The organism is Microcoleus sp. N9_A2 (assembly GCF_036701775.1).
In the GTDB taxonomy this organism is placed as follows: domain Bacteria; phylum Cyanobacteriota; class Cyanobacteriia; order Cyanobacteriales; family Microcoleaceae; genus Microcoleus.
In genome coordinates this window covers 1-19,993 of the sequence record NZ_JAUBRH010000030.1, presented here as the reverse complement: position 1 = coordinate 19,993, position 19,993 = coordinate 1, and the positions used below count along the sequence as shown (strand labels likewise).

At 46.3% G+C, this 19,993-nt stretch carries 15 protein-coding genes; 4 read left to right on the top strand and 11 right to left on the bottom strand.

Annotated elements, in window-relative coordinates:
- Positions 1–282 precede the first annotated feature (282 nt).
- A complete protein-coding gene (locus QUA44_RS17740) occupies positions 283–990 on the top strand; it encodes an ABC transporter ATP-binding protein (RefSeq protein ID WP_333252838.1) in 708 nt (235 codons plus the stop codon).
- Between the two features lie 190 nt (positions 991–1,180).
- Here QUA44_RS17740 and QUA44_RS17735 read toward each other — a convergent pair whose 3' ends face one another.
- From QUA44_RS17735 to QUA44_RS17710, 6 genes are all read right to left on the bottom strand, one after another.
- Positions 1,181–6,673, bottom strand: a complete 5,493-nt coding sequence (locus tag QUA44_RS17735) for a response regulator (protein ID WP_333252840.1) — start codon at positions 6,671–6,673, stop codon at positions 1,181–1,183.
- A complete protein-coding gene (locus tag QUA44_RS17730) occupies positions 6,673–8,016 on the bottom strand; it encodes an RNA-guided endonuclease TnpB family protein (RefSeq protein ID WP_333252842.1) in 1,344 nt (447 codons plus the stop codon). Before QUA44_RS17730 ends, QUA44_RS17735 begins: the two co-directional genes overlap by 1 nt.
- A gap of 567 nt (positions 8,017–8,583) precedes the next feature.
- The gene (locus tag QUA44_RS17725; protein WP_333309819.1) at positions 8,584–9,048 is read right to left on the bottom strand and encodes a hypothetical protein; all 465 of its coding nucleotides are present in this window, start codon (positions 9,046–9,048) and stop codon (positions 8,584–8,586) included.
- A 53-nt stretch (positions 9,049–9,101) separates the two neighbouring features.
- Positions 9,102–10,046, bottom strand: coding sequence for a hypothetical protein (locus tag QUA44_RS17720; RefSeq protein ID WP_333252846.1), 945 nt, complete (start codon positions 10,044–10,046; stop codon positions 9,102–9,104).
- Between the two features lie 101 nt (positions 10,047–10,147).
- Positions 10,148–10,303 (bottom strand): hypothetical protein, encoded by a 156-nt coding sequence (locus tag QUA44_RS17715; protein WP_333252848.1) that lies wholly within the window; start codon positions 10,301–10,303, stop codon positions 10,148–10,150.
- A complete protein-coding gene (locus QUA44_RS17710; RefSeq protein WP_333252850.1) occupies positions 10,304–11,440 on the bottom strand; it encodes a glycosyltransferase family 39 protein in 1,137 nt (378 codons plus the stop codon).
- 776 nt (positions 11,441–12,216) lie between these two features.
- Here QUA44_RS17710 and QUA44_RS17705 point away from each other — a divergent pair.
- Complete coding sequence (locus QUA44_RS17705) at positions 12,217–12,666, top strand: pyridoxamine 5'-phosphate oxidase family protein (RefSeq protein WP_333252852.1); 450 nt, start codon at positions 12,217–12,219, stop codon at positions 12,664–12,666.
- 95 nt (positions 12,667–12,761) lie between these two features.
- Here the strand turns inward: QUA44_RS17705 and QUA44_RS17700 are convergent, their stop codons facing one another.
- On the bottom strand, positions 12,762–13,634 hold the full coding sequence (locus QUA44_RS17700) for an alpha/beta hydrolase (RefSeq protein WP_333252854.1): 873 nt from the start codon (positions 13,632–13,634) through the stop codon (positions 12,762–12,764).
- A gap of 332 nt (positions 13,635–13,966) precedes the next feature.
- Between QUA44_RS17700 and QUA44_RS17695 the strand changes: the two genes are divergently transcribed.
- Positions 13,967–14,461, top strand: coding sequence for a GAF domain-containing protein (locus QUA44_RS17695; RefSeq protein WP_333252856.1), 495 nt, complete (start codon positions 13,967–13,969; stop codon positions 14,459–14,461).
- A gap of 206 nt (positions 14,462–14,667) precedes the next feature.
- On the opposite strand, the gene QUA44_RS17690 is transcribed toward QUA44_RS17695, so the two are convergent.
- From QUA44_RS17690 to QUA44_RS17675, 4 genes are all read right to left on the bottom strand, one after another.
- Positions 14,668–14,988 carry a XisI protein gene (locus tag QUA44_RS17690; RefSeq protein WP_333252859.1) on the bottom strand — a complete coding sequence of 107 codons (321 nt, stop codon included), beginning with the start codon at positions 14,986–14,988 and terminating at the stop codon, positions 14,668–14,670.
- Entirely contained in the window at positions 14,976–15,101 is a 126-nt protein-coding gene (locus tag QUA44_RS17685; protein ID WP_333252861.1) for a hypothetical protein, read from the bottom strand. Before QUA44_RS17685 ends, QUA44_RS17690 begins: the two co-directional genes overlap by 13 nt.
- 722 nt (positions 15,102–15,823) lie before the next feature.
- On the bottom strand, positions 15,824–18,784 hold the full coding sequence (gene uvrA, locus QUA44_RS17680) for an excinuclease ABC subunit UvrA (protein ID WP_333252863.1): 2,961 nt from the start codon (positions 18,782–18,784) through the stop codon (positions 15,824–15,826).
- Positions 18,785–18,814: 30 nt separating this feature from the next.
- Positions 18,815–18,952, bottom strand: a complete 138-nt coding sequence (locus QUA44_RS17675; protein WP_333252865.1) for a hypothetical protein — start codon at positions 18,950–18,952, stop codon at positions 18,815–18,817.
- 235 nt (positions 18,953–19,187) lie between these two features.
- Between QUA44_RS17675 and QUA44_RS17670 the strand changes: the two genes are divergently transcribed.
- Entirely contained in the window at positions 19,188–19,931 is a 744-nt protein-coding gene (locus tag QUA44_RS17670; protein WP_333252867.1) for a hypothetical protein, read from the top strand.
- Positions 19,932–19,993: the final 62 nt, after the last annotated feature.

The following is a 19,993-nucleotide window of genomic DNA, read 5'->3' as shown; positions in this document are numbered from 1 at the left end:
AGGCGTTTCGACTCCTATAACAGTAGCAGTTTAAGACTTTCAACCCCGTGACACAGGGATTTACTACTTTCAGTTACTCCCAAAACCCTTCAAAACGTTGGGGTGAGAGCTAGGTATAGCGGACGGTATGGTACAGGTAAAGTTAGGCTAGAAAGTATCTAGATTTTGTCAATCGAAAAAGTAAGCTAACTCAACGTCTGAAATGACGCAAATACGTTAGTTCGGCTAGAAAATGTCTAGAAAATAAGGTTGTAACGGCTAAAAGTATTGGTTATTCATGCAATGCTAGAAATTAAAGACATTCACACCTACTACGGAAATATCCACGCTCTCAAAGGAATATCGCTAACAGTGTCGCAGGGAGAAGTTGTGACATTAATCGGCAGTAATGGGGCGGGGAAAACTACAACTCTCCGCACGATTCAAGGGCTGCTGCGCCCGCGCAGCGGCACTATATTATTTGAGGGTAAGCCTTTGGAATCGCTGTCTACAGAGGCGATCGTCCGTTTGGGTATTTCTCAAAGCCCGGAAGGGCGGCTGATTTTTGGGCGCATGACGGTGCAAGAAAACCTGGAAATGGGTGCTTATCTCCGCAATGATACTCTGGGTATCAAGTCGGATATGGAAAAAGCTTTAAATTTATTTCCCCGTTTGCGAGAAAGAATTAGTCAAAAAGGGGGCACTCTTAGCGGCGGTGAACAGCAAATGCTGGCGATCGCCCGCGCTTTGATGTCGCGCCCCCGTTTGTTATTATTGGATGAGCCGAGTATGGGATTGGCGCCGATGTTAGTCAGTCAAATTTTTGCGATCGTCCGCGATATTAATGCGGGCGGAACTACTATTTTACTGGTGGAACAAAACGCCCGCATGGCTTTAAGTGTAGCCCACCGTGGCTATGTCATCCAAACTGGTGAGGTTGTAGTCGCTGGTAGTGCTAGCGATTTGCAGTCTAATGAAACTGTTCGGAAAGCGTATTTAGGTGAAAGTTAAATAGCTATTTTGGAATTGGGTAAAGAGTCATTAGTCAGTTGTCATTAGTCATTAGTTAGGAATAATGGGTAATTGGTAATTGGTAATTGGTAATTTTCAATTACTAATTGAGCGCGATTCATTAAACATCCTGGTTAAGGACTAATCACCAATGACTAATGACTAATGACTAATGACCAATGACCAATGACTAATTCCCCATTTGCGATCGCAACTTCCCCGTTTTCAATTCGGTCTCAAACGCCATCCGTACCTTTTCCCACTCCGTTTCGGCTTCCAACAGCCGATCGCGCGCCGTCCTCGCATCAAAAACCTGTTCTCCTCCAGACTCAACCGCCAAGCGGCCCATATACTCCAACTCCTTGCAAACTTCCGAAAAAGACACCGCTCCTAAATTAGCGCTGCTCGACTTCAGCGTGTGAGAAGCCAGCTTCAAACTATCAGCATCGCCGAGAAAAATAGCCTCTTTAATTGTTTCTAAATGCTGCGGTGCGTCTAACAAATATATCTGAATCAACTCCCCCAAAAAATCCGGGTCTTCCTCATCGTCTAACTCGCGGAGACTTTGCAAAACATGAAAATCGATCGGCGAATTTGCTCCCGGTTGAACGATCGAAGATGCCGCAGCATCACTGTCAACTTTATCAGAAATATCTTGATTGTTTTGCTCAGTAACCGCATCCAATTCATCCCGAATCAGAGGTGAGCACTTGCTCAAGGCGATCGCCAACTCTTCCCGGCGCACCGGTTTAGTAATATAATCGTCCATACCTGCTTCCAGACACTTTTCGCGATCGCCCTGCATCGCATTAGCAGTCATCGCAATAATTCTCGGCTTCTTGTTAGCAGGCCATTCCTGACAAATGCGGCGCGTCGCTTCCAACCCATCCATGTTCGGCATCTGCACATCCATCAGCACAACATCGTAAGATTGCCGCTTCAGCGCCTCCAAAACCTCCAACCCATTAGCCGCAATATCAGCCCGATATCCTATCCTGTCGAGTAAATGCGTAGCGACTTTTTGATTCACCACATTGTCCTCAGCCAGCAAAATCCGAATCTGACTAGAATTAGCTGCATCCTGTCCGCCAGAATTCGCCGCAGCCTGCCTCAAAACAGCAGGCGTCCGCTGCACGCGGTGCTGTTCTTGAGAATTTTCAAAATACTTCAATCCCGAAGTCAAAGTCACCACATTTGAGACTTCTCCCCTGCCGCTTCTGCCAGTAACATATCCAAAAACTTGCAGCAACACATTATAAAACTGCGACTGTTTTAAAGGCTTAGTTAAAAAAGCAGAAAAATGTACTTCTGTAGTTTCAAGTTTTTTCCAAACTTCCGCCTTACTTAAATAAGTAAACAGCACCAAAGGTAGTGCTATTTTGCGAGTGTTTTTAACGATGACATTCGGATTTAGACCGTCGTCGCCCGACAAATTGCTCAGCTCAAATTTCCGAATCTCCACAGCCAAAGCCACACCGTCCATATCTGGTAGATTCATCGCCAAAATAGCTAAATCGAGCGGCGAGTTTCCTTTAATGATTTCCAAAGCCTCAGCACCCGAAGTTACAGCCACGGGTATCATTCCCCAAGACTCTGCCTGCCGGATCAAAACTTGCCGGTTAATGGCATGATGCTCAACAATTAACAAGCGCTTACCAGCGGCAAATTCGGGTCTTTTTTCCTCAGCCCGGATGTCATTCGCTTCAGCAGTCACCGTGAAATAAAAAATCGAACCCGAACCCGATATCAAGGGCGGAGTAAATTCTTCTGGCGACCTTCCAGCGATACTTTGTCCGGCAGAAACTCCCGGTTGAGACTTAGAACTTCCCGGAGTAACCTGGCTGACAACCCACATTGTACCGCCCATCATATCGCTCAAACGCTGGCTGATAGCCAGTCCCAAACCCGTCCCGCCGTAATGTCGTGTTGTCGAAGCATCCACCTGCGAAAAAGCTTTAAACAGGCGATCCATCCGGTCTGGCGGAATGCCAATTCCCGTATCTTGGACAGCAAATTGAATCTCGTATTGTCTGCTACGTGCCACCTCTCCCTGGTTAATTGCTAGCGGTTGTGGCTCTAGAATATTAATTTTTTCCGGCGAACTGTTAGCAGCTACCTGTTCAATTTGCCTAGCCGTACAGCACACCACAATTTCTCCAGATTCTGTAAACTTAACTGCATTGCCCAGCAGATTTACCAAAATTTGGCGCAGCCTCGTGACATCTCCTAAAATGTTTTTCGGAACAGAATCATCAATAAAGTAAGCCAGCTCTAAACCTTTTTCTGAGGCTCTTGGAGCCAGTAATTCCAGAGATTCTTCTATACAGTTTTGCAGCTCGAAGGGGCTGCGTTCCAAATCCAATTTTCCAGATTCAATCTTGGAAAAGTCCAGAATATCGTTAATAATAGTCAGCAAAGCATCGCCGCTGGTACGAATTGTCTCCACAAAATCCCGCTGTTCAGGAGTTAGTTCCATATCCAGCAGCAAGCCCGTCATCCCGATGACCGCATTCATCGGAGTGCGGATTTCGTGACTCATAGTCGCTAAAAATTCGCTCTTAGCTCTATTAGCAACTTCCGCCGCTTGTCGTGCTTGATCCAAAGCTTCATTTTGCTCGGCTAACTGTCGCTGTCGCTCAACTTCCTTTTCTAAAAGTTGTGCTTGAGCTAACGTAATTCCGACTTGAGCGGCCACATCTTCTAACAGTTCAATTTCGTCTGGAGTCCACTGGCGAGTTGCATCGCACTGGTGCAAAGTAATAATTCCATTCGGTTTTCCTTGATAGGAAGTGCGAACAGCCAACATAGATTTTAATCCGATGCGGCGGCACATCGGCCCCGAAGATTCGAGCAAAGGATCGGCAAACACATCGGGAGATGCCAGGGCTATATCCTCAGCGAGGAGTTTTTCTGTGTAGGGGTTATAAGTGACAGAAAGTTCTAAATCTAAAGCCGATTCGTGACCGGGTTCTAAGTATTCTGCGACGCAAGGAAGGTGGGGATAAGGTTCGGAAAGATAGGTGTGAATTGTACAGCGATTGACACCAAATACGCGGCCGATTTGGGTGGCGGTAGTTTGAAAAATTTCTTGAGTGTCTAAGGTCGATCGCACTTTTTGAGTAATTTGTTTGAGTAGTAAAACGCGCTGGTACTGACGTTGCAAAGTTCGCTCTCGCTCTTCGCGGGCAATTTCTGCGCCGATGTAATTGCCCATCAACTTTAAAATTTCAAAATTCAGCGGTTTAAAAGGAGATTTAGTGGTGCGAGAAGTAAAGCTCAAAGTGCCAAAAATTCGCCCTTGGACCATTACCCTCGTCCCCACAAAAGCCTCCAACTTGCGGACGCTGTAAGCGGGGTGGTTGCGCCACTGAGTAGTGCCGGCTGATTCGACAGAAATAGGTTCGCTCGATCGCAAAACCTCTCGCTCAAAGGTTCTGCTCAAAGCAAAACCGTCTCCTTTAGCAAATCCGAAGGGAAAATCTTCCGGTACATAAGCCGCAATCACTTCGTAGCGATCGCCCAAAACCCTGCCCAACAGCCCGATATCCATCCCAAACTGACTGCAACCCATTGCCAGCAACCGGATTGTTCGATCGTCAAAAGAGCCTTCCGAGCTCACCATTACCTCGTAGAGCGATCGAATTGCCCGCTCGCTTTCCCGCAGTTCCTCAACTCCATCGAGGCGGTTGCAGACATCGTGCAAAGTCCCGAAAATTCCCGCTATTTCGCCTTGGGAATTCCGCCGGACTTGGGCAAATAGTTCCACGGAAACAAAGCCGGAATTACTGTGAATTCCCAAGGAGTTTTTCCCCGAAACCGACTTGGACTTAAATCGCAGTTCTCGCCGTTCAAATTCCGACTTCCCCGACAGCAAAGACTCCAATAAATTTGCACATTGCTCGCGCTCATCTGGATGCACCCACTCTAAAAAATTAGTTTCCAAACTTTCCGCAACCTCAAAATTCGTAATTTCCGTCCAAGCACGGTTGAGAAATTTCCAAATCCCCGCCGCATCTATGTGGAAAATTACTGTTGCTTTCAAAGAGTCAAATAGATGGAATTGTTCTCGATCATGCTCGCGGTTTTTGAGTGCAAAATGCTTGTTTGGAGTAATATCTGTATGAGTTCCTACTACCCGCAGCGGTTTGCCGGTAGCGCTGCGTAAAACTTGACCTCGGTTCAGCACCCAGACAGTGCTGCCGTCTTTACAGTACATCCGATATTCTGCTGCAAAATCCGGTGTCTTTTGGGCGAAGTGTTCTTCTAAAGCTGCCTTTACCGAGTCAATATCATCTCGGTGGATGCGACTCCACCATTCCGATCGGCGATTCGAGATTTCCCCTTCTTGGTAGCCCAGCATTTCTTGCCACCGCGCCGAATAAAAAAACTCATCTGTTTCGAGATTCCAGTCCCAAATCCCCTGATTGTTGACTGCAGGGGGGAGATTTGGCCGCTCTACGAAACTGTGGTGAGAAATTTCAGCCACCTCGTGGCTATTTGCTGCTGTCCGCTGTATTTCTGCTGAGAGTTTTTTGTATTGAGCGTTGCTAGATTCTAGCTGGCGCTGCAAAGCGATTAAGCCAGAATGCAGAGATTTTGAATCCAGCGCTTGTAAAAGGATAGTTTTAGGATTGATAATCCCGATCGGGTGATTTGTTTCGTTGATGACTAATAAAGGCAACTGGCAGTAGTGTTTTTGCAGCAGCGCGACGGCTGCTTCGAGGGTAGAGTGCGATCGCACCAGCGGCGGCGAACTGCTGCAAATTGCTCCCGCTTTAATTTTGTTAGAGTCTCTTCCCAGCGCCTGCAACTGCACAATATCCCGCGAACTTACCACCCCAACCAGTTTGTGAATGTTGGGATTTGTAAATTTGGAATTGTGAGCCGCACCAGTCGAGTTTTGTTCCGGGGTTTCAGTAATTAATACATAGCTAACATTGTGTCTAAACATCAGTTGCGCCAAATAGCGAACCGAAGAATTAGAAGGAGCATGAATTATTCGCGAACCTGCTATTTGAGGGATTTGATAAAGTTTAATTAAACTTGCGGGTAGCTCTAATTTCTGATGCAGAATTGGCAGCGGCGGAGGGAACGCGAAAGTCGCAGGTGGCGAAGCGCTGCTAATTGCTTTTGGTGTCGATTCCCCAATTCCTTGCAACATTTGCACCAAGCTTTGAGAGCTAATTAAACCGACAAGTTCTTCAGTGTCGCTGACGACGGGCAAATGGCTGATCTGATTTTTCTCCAGCAGATTTGCTAACGCAAAAAAGTCGGGAATTTCCGATTCTCGGGCTACAGTTACGGTTCGGATCATGATTTGCTCGATCGCAAATCCCCTCAAAGCAGCGCCGATCGAATTTAGCTGTACGATATCTCGCGCTGTAAAAATCCCCAACACTGTCTGGCTGCTCGGATAGGGAGCCTTTGAGCCGTTGAAACGCAGCCCGTTGCCTCCTGCGTGTACCGCAGGCGGTATGCCGTTGTAGAAACCCGACTGTTCCCGCGATTGTGGGGAAGTCCCGTTGGTGGGATTTCCGAATAGAGAATTCCCGCGTGGTTCTACCACGAGGACGTAACTGGCTCCTGTGCTGCTCATCAGCTCGATCGCCTTTTCTACGGGCGTCTCAGGGCTGACAGTGAGGGGATTGCGGTTGATGACCTGACTGAGGGAGGGAATAAACATCAGGGGACATAAGAGGATATTTGTTGGAAAAATCCGAAAAGCGGGCAGCAAGTTGATTGAGAGGCTTTGCCGTTCCGTAATACCTGCACAAACCTACTCAAGTCTAAGCAAAGCTCGACCAAAGTAGGATCGCTGCTTACTTCCTGCTTCACAGTAGCCCCGGTCTGACGACGGGAGGGTTTGTCTACTCCACAAGCTGAGACGGTGGAACTCACCGCCAAATCCGAACACTCTGGAATATATATTCCTTCAAACCAACGTTCAAGATTTCGAGCCGCGTTTAAATCCCTGTCTCCGGTGTAACCGCATTCTGGGCACTGATAAACGCGGTTCTTTAAAGGCATTTTGTGCCGATGGTTGCCACAATTTGAGCAAATCTGGGAGCTTGGGAACATCCTCTCGACTAGCACCAACTGGGATGAAAACTTCTCAGTTTTGTATTCCAGTTGCCGCTTAAACTCATACATCCCGCAATCAGCGATCGCGCCCGCTAATTTGTGATTCTTGAGGAACGCTTTAATATTCAAGTCTTCAATCTTTACTGTGCCGTGGTTCTTAGCCAAGTGAGTTGTTAACTTGTGGATTGCGTCTTTCCGAATATTGCTGATTCTCTGATGAAGTTTCGCGAGCTTCCCGACTGCCTTAGTCCGATTGGCAGAGCCTTTAACTTTTCGACCCAGAGAACGCTGTAACCGCTTCATTTTACCGCTCATACGGCGGTAAGCTTGCGGGTTAGCAAACGTCTTACCATCACTGGTGACGGCAAGCTCTTTAATGCCGATATCCACTCCCACAGAAGGGCGGTAGTCAGCGACATCTGGCTTTTGGACTTCCACCTTGATAGCGATAAACCATTCGTCGGCTTGACGGCTAATTACGCAGTTATGAACGGCTTCTACGGGCAAAGCTTCAGACAATCTTACCCAGCCAATTGAAGGCAGTCTAACCCGCTTGCTGTCGTTTCTAATCATCGGTTTGGCTTGAGTACCCGACTCCAAGTAAAACGAATCGCGATGCCCTTTTTTCTTAAATCTAGGCTGCTTTGATACTTTTTTAAAGCACCTGTCCCAAGCTTTTTTCAGTTCGGCTAAAGCCTGCTGAGGAACGTTTTTATTCGTTTCGTAGTACCACCGACACTCTGGCTTGACAATAGCCACAAGCTTTTTGTGCAAGTCTATCGCTGAGGGAACCTTGACCGAAGGATCGGTTTTTCGATCTTGTAAGGCTTTTAATACAATTTCGTTCCCCCAGTTGTAAGCATGGCGGGCTACCCCGCAAGCTTTCCGAAAATGGGTAGTTTGTTTTTTAGTCGGCTCTAGCCTGGTTTTGAAACTTAAAATCATTGATTCGACCTCTCAATGTTGTGCTGTGTGATTAACCCTAGCTTTTTCTGCTTTTTGAGGAAACTTGGCAGAAGAGAGACTCTATACAAAACGACAAAGGATGTATAGAGGTGTATACATATTAGCTTGCATTTGTCAACCCCTACTTCCTGCATCTTGGCATTTAAACTTAATTCCGTGCCCAATCCTGACAATTGACGGGTTCTGACTTTCAGAACCAATGTGATCGGTCCAGAGGGCGGACATGAAGGCTGGCCGGCAATTCCTCCCCTAGCCTAACTGCGGGTTTACGAGCAAGAATTTCTGCGATTGTCTAGACTGCACCCTACTTTCTGCCCCTCAACGGAACTCTCGCTCGCATTCTGTTTGAGGCAAGATACCTGCACGCTACCAATTTACCAGCGACAGGAGGGGAATCACAACAGGACGACTTAGGTATGGCAACTGTGCAAAGGGGTTCGAGGGTTCCATGGTTCCAGGGTTCCAGGGCCAAACAGGCAGAAAATAAATAATTCTGAGCATAACTAATTCTATCTTATCCCAATTATGGCCCAGAGGATTTGAGCTTCAATTCTGGCGATCGAACTTGATGAGAATAGCGCTGTTCCCCGCCAGTGCAAAACTCGCATTTCCGCCCTTGAGTCTTAAGCTACCAACAACCTCATCCATTCTTTTAGAACTGAACTCCCGCACCGTGCCATTACCAGTATTTATCAGCTCGGAAATATCAGCATTAACAGTGTAAGATGTTGCTCGGTCATTGACAACCAGCAAGTAAACATTCTTGCTAGCATCAAGAGTTGCAACTGCCCTTAAATCCGAACTGTTAGTGATAGGAAAAAAGGTAGCTTTCCCGCCCTGCAAAGCCCGAATTTCCATCCGCAAAGCATAGTAGCCTGCGCGCCGTTTTCCCCCATCCCCTAGCAACCCTTCCGCCAGTCCCAGCTTTCCCCAGTCGTACAAACAGAATATGTGACCGCCGTCAATACAATTATCCCCCGGTTGGGAACCTCGAATCAAATTCTTAATCAAATTTAAAGCTAAAGATAAATCGTCATAGCTAATTTCGTAAGTTCCCCATTCTCCTACCCAAAGCTGCGAGTTAGCGCGGACAGTACCGTTATCCAGCCGCGCACTTTGCGGGTGTAGTTAGAAATATCTGCATCGTAGTTGTGGACATTGACTGTATCGAAATAATTCGGTATTTCCTGCAAAGCACTAGCCGGCCAATTGCTGCCTCCTACGGTTTTCGGGCCGTGGATGCGGTAAGTGTGCGAAGGCAAATAAGTTTTATAAACAAATTCGATCGCATCTTTTGCCACCTTAACCAATTCAAAATAGTCAGCCCTAGTCCCGCCCCAACCCTGATCCCGATTGTCCGGTTCGTTGTGAATTTCACAATCATCAACGCGGTAATCATTGCGAACATTCAGCCAATAAACCGTAGCAAAAACCTGTTTCCACCACTCGTTCCAATCTTCTCCTGTGCGCGGCGGGTTCAGTTGCAGCGCCCAACTCGGCCGCCAGCTATTATCAAGATTGCGAATGCTGACAACCGGGCGAATATTTGCTTGTTTGAGACTATTGAAAATAGTCCTGGCATTGCCTTGCCAAATTGTGTCACGTTCTCCCGACCACCAATAATTGCTACCCTTGGGCGGATCGGTCATAATTTTATCCCAATGCGCCCAATTAATGATATTTGGATTTGTCTTAATTTGGGAGATTTCCGGCCAGCCGTATTTACCATCGTCGTCTTCCGGTTCCCACCGGGACATCCCGCCGTAAATCCGGTAGGTATTAATTCCCAAATCTTGCAAATCTTTGAGGTCAAAGTTGATGTTGCCCTCGACTGCACCGATGTAGCGACTGCTGACACCCGCAGCAGTGCCGGAGAATTTAATTGTTTCGATGTTTTGAGCAAAAATTGTCGTTCCGCTGAACAACTCAAGGATGAGGGCGATTAAAAAGGCGATCGTAAAATTCCGAATAATTGTTTTTGAGAACACTGGGTTAATAAGCTGTTCCACATTTAAACTGCATTATTTGTGGTCTATACCCCCTACTGTAAGGGGTTCAGGCAAGAAATTTAAATGACTAACAGCTTAACTCATGACAAACTGCCTAATACCTACTGACTAATTAACTTCAACCGACGCTGAAGTTCCCCAGCGGCCGTAGCAATTACGATCGCCAAAATCGGTTGCAGTGGCTCGCTGTGGCGAACTTCTGTAAAAGTGAGGGCATGGATCAAAGTAAAATAGCCACAGACTGCCAACAGTGGCAACTACTCCCGCCAGCGATGCCGCAAAACTATCATGCCCAAAGCAGCAAATACAGGAAAATTTCGCGACGCTAAAATGCCGACAATCTGTTGCGGCGAAAAGAATGGCCGCATTGCCTTCACATTAAACATAGCGTGATAAGGCCAGTCACTTATAGGGTTTCCCAACCAGAAAAAAACTGCCTTTTGCAAACAATACCAGAGATAGACAGCAGGCTCGCGGAGGATTGAAGCGATCGCCCGTTTGGTAAAATAGCGATCGCCCTCAATTGTAAAAGCATTGTGTCCCCCATTCCGATCCGGATTAAGTTCTTCCTCCCAAATCTGAACGATATGGCGTTTTGGCAGTTGTTCGTAGGCCAAATGATAAAACTCTGGACTTCCTTGCCACAGCAGCGCCGTAGAAACGCTGTAAATCAAAAAAGTCTTGTGAGTTCGATAATTGTGGTAAGTCCAAGGTGTAGTAATGATAATAATTGCGCCCAAATAAGCAACAAAACAAGAAATCTTGCGCTTTAAAGACCATTGACGCGGCATCAATAGTGGCACAATTAATGGAAACAACATCGCTGTCGGCCGACAAAGATTCGTAATTGCCAACAGCGCACCTGCTAATGAAAACTTTTGCCACTGCGGCTGTTCTAATGCCCGTAGCAAGCCCAGCACTGTTAAAAGTATTAAAGGCGTATATAAAACCTCTGTTTGCAGCAGCCTGACATGAAGAATTAGGGAGGGATGCAGCGCAATTAATCCAGCGGCGACTAAGGAACTTGGAGCGCCAGTAAAACGCCGTGCCAGGATAAAAGTTAGCGGTATGATTGTCGCCCCCAAAAAAGCTTGTACGTAGACTACAGATGCGGGAGAACGACCAAAAATTGCATAGCATCCAGCCACAAAAAAGGGATAAACTGGTGTCCGGCCTGGCCTCTCAAAAAAATGACCCTTCAGCAACTCGTATGCGAAACGCTCATAGCCCGGTTCGTCGCCTCTGAGACGGGCGAGGGTATCGGGGAGAGTTTGGTTGGTGCGCCACGCCAAATAAAGGCGGAATGCCAGTCCCAGCAGCGTCAGACCAATTAGGGCCAAGACAATTATGCAGTGATTTCTTTGCTGCTGCGTTGCGGAGATGTCTGGTGTCATAAAAACTGACTGCTAAGATTTGATTGGCTCGCTGCGAATTTTCTTAGGTTGGCAATGTCAAAAATTATATCGTTTCAGCTTCCATCTTTTTCGAGCATAGATGTTTTTTCTCAGGGATTATATAATGTGAGAGTATGCAGGCGGACGATCGCACCAATACGCTATGAGGGCAGTGTGCACTCACAAACTACGAGATTTCAAGCGTTTGAGGGAGTTATAGACCAGGCTTGGCAGTCACGCCAGACAGGGCGGGTCATCACGCTCGAATTTGCCGCATAACCGCAGCGTGAACCATCCCTAAATTTGGCGCTGCGGTTATGCGGCGATGTTTTTTTAGCACCGATTATATCTAGTGTCAGAGAATTCCAGGGGACGATCGCATCTTGTTCGCGGGTAACAAGAAAACATGGACGCCCAAGCTGCTGATCAAGCGAGTTTGGGTTTTATCTGGGCTGAAAATTTGTTTAAGTCGCGTTAGGAAAAAACGCTTTTATTAATTAATTAGACGATCGCCATTTAATAAAAACATTAAGCCCTCAGCAATTGCCGAGGGTTTATTTCCAAAATCATACAAATTTTCCAACAAAAAATATCTCGGTCTAAAGGTAGATGATATTTGTGACTAACCCAGGTTATGTTTAAGGTAATTATATACTTGTTTGATAGCCACAAAACAGGCGCATCAAAAACGCAATAATTAGAGCCAAAGCGCCACTCGTGAAGCAACCTAAAACCTCGATTGATTTATCTAGAGTAAGTTTTAAAGGAGCATAAGAATGTTAGATATTGATGAAATGAGTTCAAAAGAAATACAAGAACTTTTACAGCAAGTAGGACACGGACACCTCGGCTGTGTATTTGAAGGGCATCCCTACGTTGTGCCAATGCACTATTATCTCCAAGATTCGGACATATACATTTTCACAACTGTCGGGATGAAAACGAAGTATATAGACAGCAATCCAGAAGTCTGCTTGCAAGTGGAAGAAGTCCGGGATTTCCAACACTGGCGCAGCGTTGTCGTCAACGGGCGAGCAGAACGCCTCACGGAACAGTCAGACATCGATCGCGTGATGCAATTGGTCAAAGAACACAACCCCACACTTTCACCCGCCATCAATCGCACTTGGATTGACTCTTGGGGACGTGCGGAGGTAATTGCAATCTACCGCATTCACCCCAGCGAAATGAGCGGGCGCACTACGGAGGGCATCAGCAGTCGGTGAATGTCTCTGCTGCTATGGGAATAATAATTTTCCGAGTAGATCGCGATCGTCCTACTCGCAGGCTCAGTAGCATTCCGATCAAACTGGATATGAGATTAAATGAACTTACTTCCCAAAAAATCTCTCATGTAGCGATTCACTAACTGCGGCTGTTCCTGGTTCACCCAGTGGCTGCAATTTGGAATGTACTGAATCTGAAAATCCCGCACGTAATCTTCAGTTCCATAGGTTAACTCTTTGCCGAGGGCAGCATCATTTTCTCCCCAAATCATCAGCGTCGGAACTTCCAGAACCCTCCAATTCTGGCGATCGAGAAATCCGCCAGCAATATTGCGGTAATAATTGATAGTAGCAGTCAGAGCGCCGCGTTTGGCAGCCGCATCTTTGTAAGCTTCGATATCTGAGGGGGTAAAGGTGCTTTTGTCAACTGCCATACCTTCCAAAGCAGCAGAAATTGCCTGATAGTCGCCTAACTGAATTAACAACTCCGGCAAAACAGGCAACTGAAACAACAAGATATACCAACTTTTCAACAATTGTTGGGGAGTGCGTAAACCTTCCGCAAACTTTGCCGGATGCGGTAGATTCATCACAATTAATTTATCCACCATTTCGGGATAAACATAAGCAAAATTCCAGGCGATCGCCCCTCCCCAGTCGTGACCGACTAAAACGCAACTTTCGTATCCCAAACCCTGAATAATTCCCTTGACATCTTGCACAAACTCTGCCATCACGTAGGCAGATTTATCCTTCGGTTTGTCGCTGTCGTTGTAACCTCTAAGATCCACAGCGACAACTTGATAATCTGACGCAAATTCCGGGATTTGATGGCGCCAAGAATACCAAAATTCGGGAAATCCGTGCAGCATCAGCATCAGCGGCCCGGAACCTTGAGTGACATAATGAAGCTTGATGTTATTTGTCGCAATAAATTCGTGTTTCCAAGGTTCTTTCAGCACAGGCATATTTGAGAGTTCCTCTAGCTAGAGATAGATTTTAGCAGTTAAATAAGTTGAGATTTCAGATTAAAGAATTGAAGACTTCAAAATGACCGATCGCCCTTCGCGATTTGGTGATTCCTGTGTGGAACAGGTGTCCGGCCAGTTTCCCGAAAGGATTGCGAGTTCAGTCAAAATATTAGTATAATGTTACTTCCGTTTCGAGAACTGTCAAGCCCAAAATAACTTATTTTCGAGCGGGCGAGAATCCAGAACCTCAAAGAGTTGACAATTTTTGAAGATGCAAGTTAAATAATTCATAGTTTGCGAGTACACTAGAAATTGAAGGAGTTCATACCATGTCTGGCGATCGCCTGCAAAACATTGTTAACCGCTTGACAGATAGTCTAAAGCGCGACGTATTAGTTGAAAAATGCCTGTACGACATTCGAGAAGTTTTGCAGAGCGATCGCGCGGTGCTCTATTATTTTTACAGAAAGTGGCAGGGTCAAGTGACTTGCGAGACGTTAAGTGCGATCGAACTCTCAATCTTGGGTTCAACGGGGCCAGACGAGTGTTTTAACGGCGAATACGCTGCTTTGTACGAAGCGGGCAGAGTTAAAGCAATTGCAGATATTGAAGTAGAAGAAATTCACCAATGCCACCGAGATTTTCTGCGTAGCCTGAAAGTTCGTGCCAATTTAGTTGTGCCAATTTTAACAAACAAAGGACTGTGGGGGCTGTTAATTGCTCATCAATGCAGCGGGCCCCGCACTTGGTTGCTGTCCGATATTGAATTTATGCAGAAACAAGCGCAAAATATGGCAATGTCTCCCACAATTCAAGATAGTTAATATCGCATCTACTATTAGTACATAATATACCAGGATTTCACCCTCTAATTAGTGTAATTGATCGCCCCCTTGGAGTAGTATGACTCTCAGTGTTCAACCCTTCTTCGAGTTCGGGTGCATTCTCTAGGCGATCGAAAATGACCAACCAACCGGAATCTTGTCCCAATCTAGCCAAATATCTATCTAACTGTTCCCAACCTTTATCTCTAGGAATAGTTGGTGGCAAGGAGTTTTCGGATGTTGGGGGAGCGAAACCCAAGAATGATATCTTGAGGAGACACGCCACGTTGAATCAGTTCTCGATCGATGTAGATTTCCGTACTGTTGTGTTGAATCCAGATTTTATTTTCGATGATATCGAGCTGCATGGCACACCCATAGATGCGATATTCGTCGCGCCATTCGTTGTGCATGACGAGGTATCGATCGCGGGCGAAATCGAAGATCAACTGAGCATTTGCGTCATTCTTAGAAAAGTCTTCGAGAAAGTCACAAACAATTTTGCGGTATTCGTTTAGTCTATCCATTGGTCGATCGCCTCACGAGTTGGATTGTAAATAATTAGTCGAATTTCATAACGTTCGATGACAGTTTTTGCGGGTTCAAATCTGAGAAACATTTGATAGGTATCGGTGGGCACTGCCAGATTAGCCCTGTCTGGCGTGTGTGCTGAGTTTGGTTTTTAGTGCCGAAAATGCTTGAAATATCGTAGTTTGTAGGGTGTGCACTGCGCACCGGTTGACTTTGATACCCATTGAAATACGTACTGGTTTGCTTTTTAATACTTTTTGACGCACCCTACAAGATTAGCCGGTGCGCATTGCGCACCCTACAAAATACTAATCCCAGCACAGCGTCGGTCTTTCATTCTTAATCATCTTGGCATCACACTTTGGGCAAGGATGTGTACTAGGCCAGGGATAGAACCGCGATCCCCGACATTGACGACAAATACTCGGATAATGATAGTTAGGATCGCCAGTCGGGCCATCTTTGCCATCGCGATCAATCACAACGTCAACTACTGCTTTACAATCTTCACAGGTCATTGTTCTAACAACAGTGATCATTCCAAAGCCCAGACCACCAGAAACCATTTTTGCTATGTACCCACAACCAGGACATACAAAGTTATATAGTTGACCCATTGTTTTCCTTGATGAAGTTTGGCTAATTTGTACCAGTATACCTCTGTCCCAAAGCCGATCGGATTGCAGAGCAGAACTCTCTGACGACTAAGCAGACTAACTTGTAATAGTATTTTAATTGTAGGGTGCGTCAGATGAGTTTCTTAAACGATTATTGAAGGTTTAAATATCTGACGCACCTTACTAATTATGAGAATTGCGTAATTCCTGCTAGTTAACTAACAGCTACAGCACTCCCCAAAGGATGCTGCTGCAAAACAGCTTGCAAATACTTTCCAGTATAAGACCTCGGATTTTCTGCCACATCCTCCGGCGTTCCCGCCACAATAATCTCGCCGCCCTTATCTCCTCCTTCCGGGCCCAAATCGATCGCCCAATCGCAGCACCGAATCACATCTAAATTGTGTTCGATTACCAAAATTGAATTACCCTTATCCACCAATCTTTGCAGCACATTTAACAAATGGTGAACATCATAAAACGACAAACCAGTCGTCGGTTCATCAATCAAATAAAGCGTTTTCCCAGTAGCGCGGCGCGACAGTTCCGTTGCCAATTTTACCCGCTGCGCTTCCCCCCCAGAAAGCGTCGGCGCCGGCTGTCCCAACTGAATGTAACCCAAACCAACATCAACCAAAGTTTGCAGTCTGGCGCCCGCCCTAGGAATATTTTTAAACATCTCCAAAGATTCCTCTACAGTCATGTTCAAAACATCAGAAATCGATTTGCCTTTGTACTTCACTTGCAGCGTTTCCCGGTTGTACCGTGCACCCTTGCAAACCTCACACTGCACGTAAACATCCGGCAGAAAATTCATCGAAATCACGTTCACCCCTTGGCCGCCGCAAGCTTCGCACCTTCCCCCTTTGACGTTAAAAGAAAACTGCCCTGCTTTGTAACCTCTGGCCTTCGCTTCAATGCTTTCGGAAAACAAATCCCGAATCACGTCAAAGACTCCCGTGTAAGTAGCGGGATTAGAACGCGGAGTGCGGCCGATGGGAGATTGATCGATGACAATTACCTTATCCACCACATCCTCTAGAGAGCGTTCGCCTTTAGTTTTGAGGGCGTCCATATCTGGCGGTAAAGGCACTTTTTTGGTGATATAATGTTGCAGCGACGGGTACAGCAATTCATTGATTAAAGTTGATTTTCCCGAACCGGAAACGCCCGTCACGCAGACGAGTTTTCCCAGGGGAATTTCTACATCGATATTTTTTAAATTGTTGCGCGTCGCATTTATGATGGAGAGAGCTTTGCCGTTGCCTTTTCTCCTTTCATTAGGCGTTTCAATTACTCGCTTTCCCGACAAATAAGCACCAGTCAAAGATCCCTCAGCGGCCAGCAAATTTTCTAAACTTCCTTCAGAGATAATTTTGCCGCCGTGCACGCCAGCACCGGGTCCGATATCCACAATATGGTCGGCTGCTCGCATGGTTTCTTCATCGTGTTCTACGACAATCAAAGTATTGCCTAAATCGCGCAATTTTGTTAAGGTTTGCAGCAGGCGAAAATTGTCTCTTTGGTGCAGTCCGATGCTCGGTTCGTCCAAAACGTAGAGAACACCCGTCAAACCAGAACCGATTTGAGTCGCCAGCCGAATTCGCTGGGCTTCTCCGCCAGAAAGCGTCATTGCTGCGCGGTCTAAAGTCAGGTAATCTAACCCGACATCGAGCAAAAATTGTAGCCTTGCTTTGATTTCTCTCAGGGCTAAATCGGATATTTGGAATTGCCGATCGCTCAATCCCAAATTATTTACTCGTTCGCGGCATTCGCGAATCGAAATACTGGTTAAATCCACAATTCCGTACTGTCCCAACCGCACCGAAAGCGCCTCGGGTTTCAAGCGTTTGCCGTGACAAACCTCGCAAGAGCGATCGACCCGATACTGTTCCAACTTCTGCTTGATCAGATCGGAACCAGTATCGTCGTACTGGCGCTGCAACATGGAAATTACGCCATTAAAATCTCTCCTCAAATCGGTGGTGCCGTCGCGCTTTTTACTTTCTGCGGTGCGCTTTTGCTCATTGCCGTACAAAATAACCCGCTGGTGTTCGGGCCTTAATCGATACCAAGGAGTGTCGATATCAAACCCACAAGTATCAGCAATACTGCAAAGCAAAGAGAGATAATAGGAATTGTCTTTGTCTGACCAAGGCGCGATCGCACAATAAAGAGGCGCTTTCGCGTCGGGAATTACCAACTCCGGCGCAAAAGTCCGCAAACTCCCCAAACCGTGGCAGTTTTGGCACGCGCCGTAGGGCGAATTAAACGAAAATAACCGGGGTGAAAGTTCCTCCATTACCGCGCCGTGTTCGGGACAAGCAAAGTTTTCGGAAAATACGATCGGCCCCTGTGGTTCGGAATTTTCATCAGTCGGTAACTCTTCAACGATCGCAATTCCCTCAGAATGGCGCAAACAAGTAGCCAGAGAATCAACTAAACGTTCTTCTAAACCGGGTTTTTTAATTAGCCTGTCAACAACTATCTCGATGTTGTGCGTATGATTTTTATCTAATTCGATATTTTCTGACAGTTCTAAAATTTCTCCGTTAACTTTGACTCGAATAAATCCTTCGGAAGCTAAACTAGACAGTAATTTGCGGTGAGTGCCTTTTTTTCCGCGCACCACGGGCGCCAGAAGGTGAAAGCGAGTGCCGTCGGGAAGGGCCATGACTCGATCGCACATTTCATCAATTGTCTGGGGCGCAATGCAGCGATCGCAAATCGGACAGTGCGGTTCGCCAGCTCTGCCGTAGAGCAATCTGAGATAATCGTAAATTTCTGTAACAGTGCCAACAGTCGATCGCGGATTGTGAGAAGTTGACTTTTGGTCGATCGAAATAGCCGGACTCAACCCCTCGATCGCGTCCACATCCGGTTTGTCCAACTGTCCCAAAAACTGGCGCGCGTAGGCGCTGAGAGACTCAACGTAGCGGCGCTGTCCCTCCGCAAAAATTGTATCGAAAGCCAGGGAAGACTTACCGGAACCGGAGACACCAGTAAACACGATCAGGCGATCGCGCGGCAGTTCCAGATCGATATTTTTCAGGTTGTGCTGTCTCGCACCGCGAACCCGAATCGTATTTTGGTTGTTAGAGTGAGAATTCGTCACATTATGCCCGTTGCGGGATGCACTTGGCTGGCTGTTTGAGGTTTCGGCGCGTTGGGACATGAGAGTAGTGCAAAACAGTGCTTAACCATCTTAGCGCTGCCGATCGAATTGCTGGCATCCAAACTCAAGAATATCAAAGAATCTTAAACAGTTGACAGTTGACAGTTGACAGTTGACAGTTGAGGGTTCGGTTTTAATGCCCGCTGCTGTTTGCACAGTAGATTGCATAATGTTTACTTCTCCTCAATTAAGATTAACCTTAAAGAATAGTAAAGATAGGTTTCCGTCGGCCCGTCGCGCAAAACATTCAAACTTTGAGGCTTCAAATCCACTTCAATTCCCAGCATAATTTGATCGTTCGGACTTTAGTCCTAATTAAATCCGAGGAGTTTAGTCCTCATTACAAATCGACATTTTTCGGGTAAAATCGAGTCTAATCCTTTAATTGCTGAGGTCTGGTGTGATGCCTATTCCCAAACTTAGTGAAACGATCATCAAGAATAAGAGTTCTGAGCGATCGCTCAACCGAGCCGAAGATTACTATTTAGGTGGAAATGTTACTAACGCAGTTCTCCGTGGCAATATGGTGCAAGCAACAGTATACGGTTCTCAATCTCAAGCCTACAGCGTTAGCCTGCCGTTCAATCCTGCGGGATTAACATCTGGAGTATTATGCACTTGTCCTTACGATGGCGATGGATGGTGCAAACACATTATCGCTACGCTGTTTTTGTGTCTGCGAGAACCCGAAAAAATTGAACAGGGCGAGAGGCTGGAAGACTTGCTTTCTCGCCTCAACGACGCCCAAATCTATGAGTTAGTAGAGCATTTAGTGGACAACGAACCGTCGCTGATAAGTGCGATCAAACTATACGTTAATTCTAACGCTGTGTCTGCTCCGACAAGCCAACTGACGAAAATACATCGCCAAAGTGCGATCGATCCTGCTCCTTTTCGGCGACAAGTACGAGACATTTTCCGACAAGCTGAGAATTATTCCGAGTATGAATATGGTTATGATGAAGAAGACCCGATTACAGAAGAAATTTTAGAATTGATTCAGCAAGCCCAGGAATTCAGCGAACAAGGAGATGGCAAAAACGCTTTAGTAATTTTAGAAGCCATTACCGCAGGCTGCGTTGATGATTGGGATGACGTAGAAGAATATGGTTTTGAAAGTTATGAAATCACCGTATCGGCTCAATAAGTAGGGGAAGGAGTTATTCTAATTGCCAAGACAAACCCAAGGGATGAAGAGAAGATTTTTCG

What these genes read in the sequence shown, in the direction of transcription:
- QUA44_RS17675 (WP_333252865.1), bottom strand. Translation starts at nt 18,952, where the DNA reads ATGCAATCTACTGTGCAAACAGCAGCGGGCATTAAAACCGAACCCTCA.
- QUA44_RS17690 (WP_333252859.1), bottom strand. Translation starts at nt 14,988, where the DNA reads ATGGATAGACTAAACGAATACCGCAAAATTGTTTGTGACTTTCTCGAA.
- QUA44_RS17740 (WP_333252838.1), top strand. Translation starts at nt 283, where the DNA reads ATGCTAGAAATTAAAGACATTCACACCTACTACGGAAATATCCACGCT.
- QUA44_RS17730 (WP_333252842.1), bottom strand. Translation starts at nt 8,016, where the DNA reads ATGATTTTAAGTTTCAAAACCAGGCTAGAGCCGACTAAAAAACAAACT.
- QUA44_RS17670 (WP_333252867.1), top strand. Translation starts at nt 19,188, where the DNA reads ATGCCTATTCCCAAACTTAGTGAAACGATCATCAAGAATAAGAGTTCT.
- QUA44_RS17700 (WP_333252854.1), bottom strand. Translation starts at nt 13,634, where the DNA reads ATGCCTGTGCTGAAAGAACCTTGGAAACACGAATTTATTGCGACAAAT.
- QUA44_RS17695 (WP_333252856.1), top strand. Translation starts at nt 13,967, where the DNA reads ATGTCTGGCGATCGCCTGCAAAACATTGTTAACCGCTTGACAGATAGT.
- QUA44_RS17705 (WP_333252852.1), top strand. Translation starts at nt 12,217, where the DNA reads ATGTTAGATATTGATGAAATGAGTTCAAAAGAAATACAAGAACTTTTA.
- uvrA (WP_333252863.1), bottom strand. Translation starts at nt 18,784, where the DNA reads ATGTCCCAACGCGCCGAAACCTCAAACAGCCAGCCAAGTGCATCCCGC.
- QUA44_RS17710 (WP_333252850.1), bottom strand. Translation starts at nt 11,440, where the DNA reads ATGACACCAGACATCTCCGCAACGCAGCAGCAAAGAAATCACTGCATA.
- QUA44_RS17735 (WP_333252840.1), bottom strand. Translation starts at nt 6,673, where the DNA reads ATGTTTATTCCCTCCCTCAGTCAGGTCATCAACCGCAATCCCCTCACT.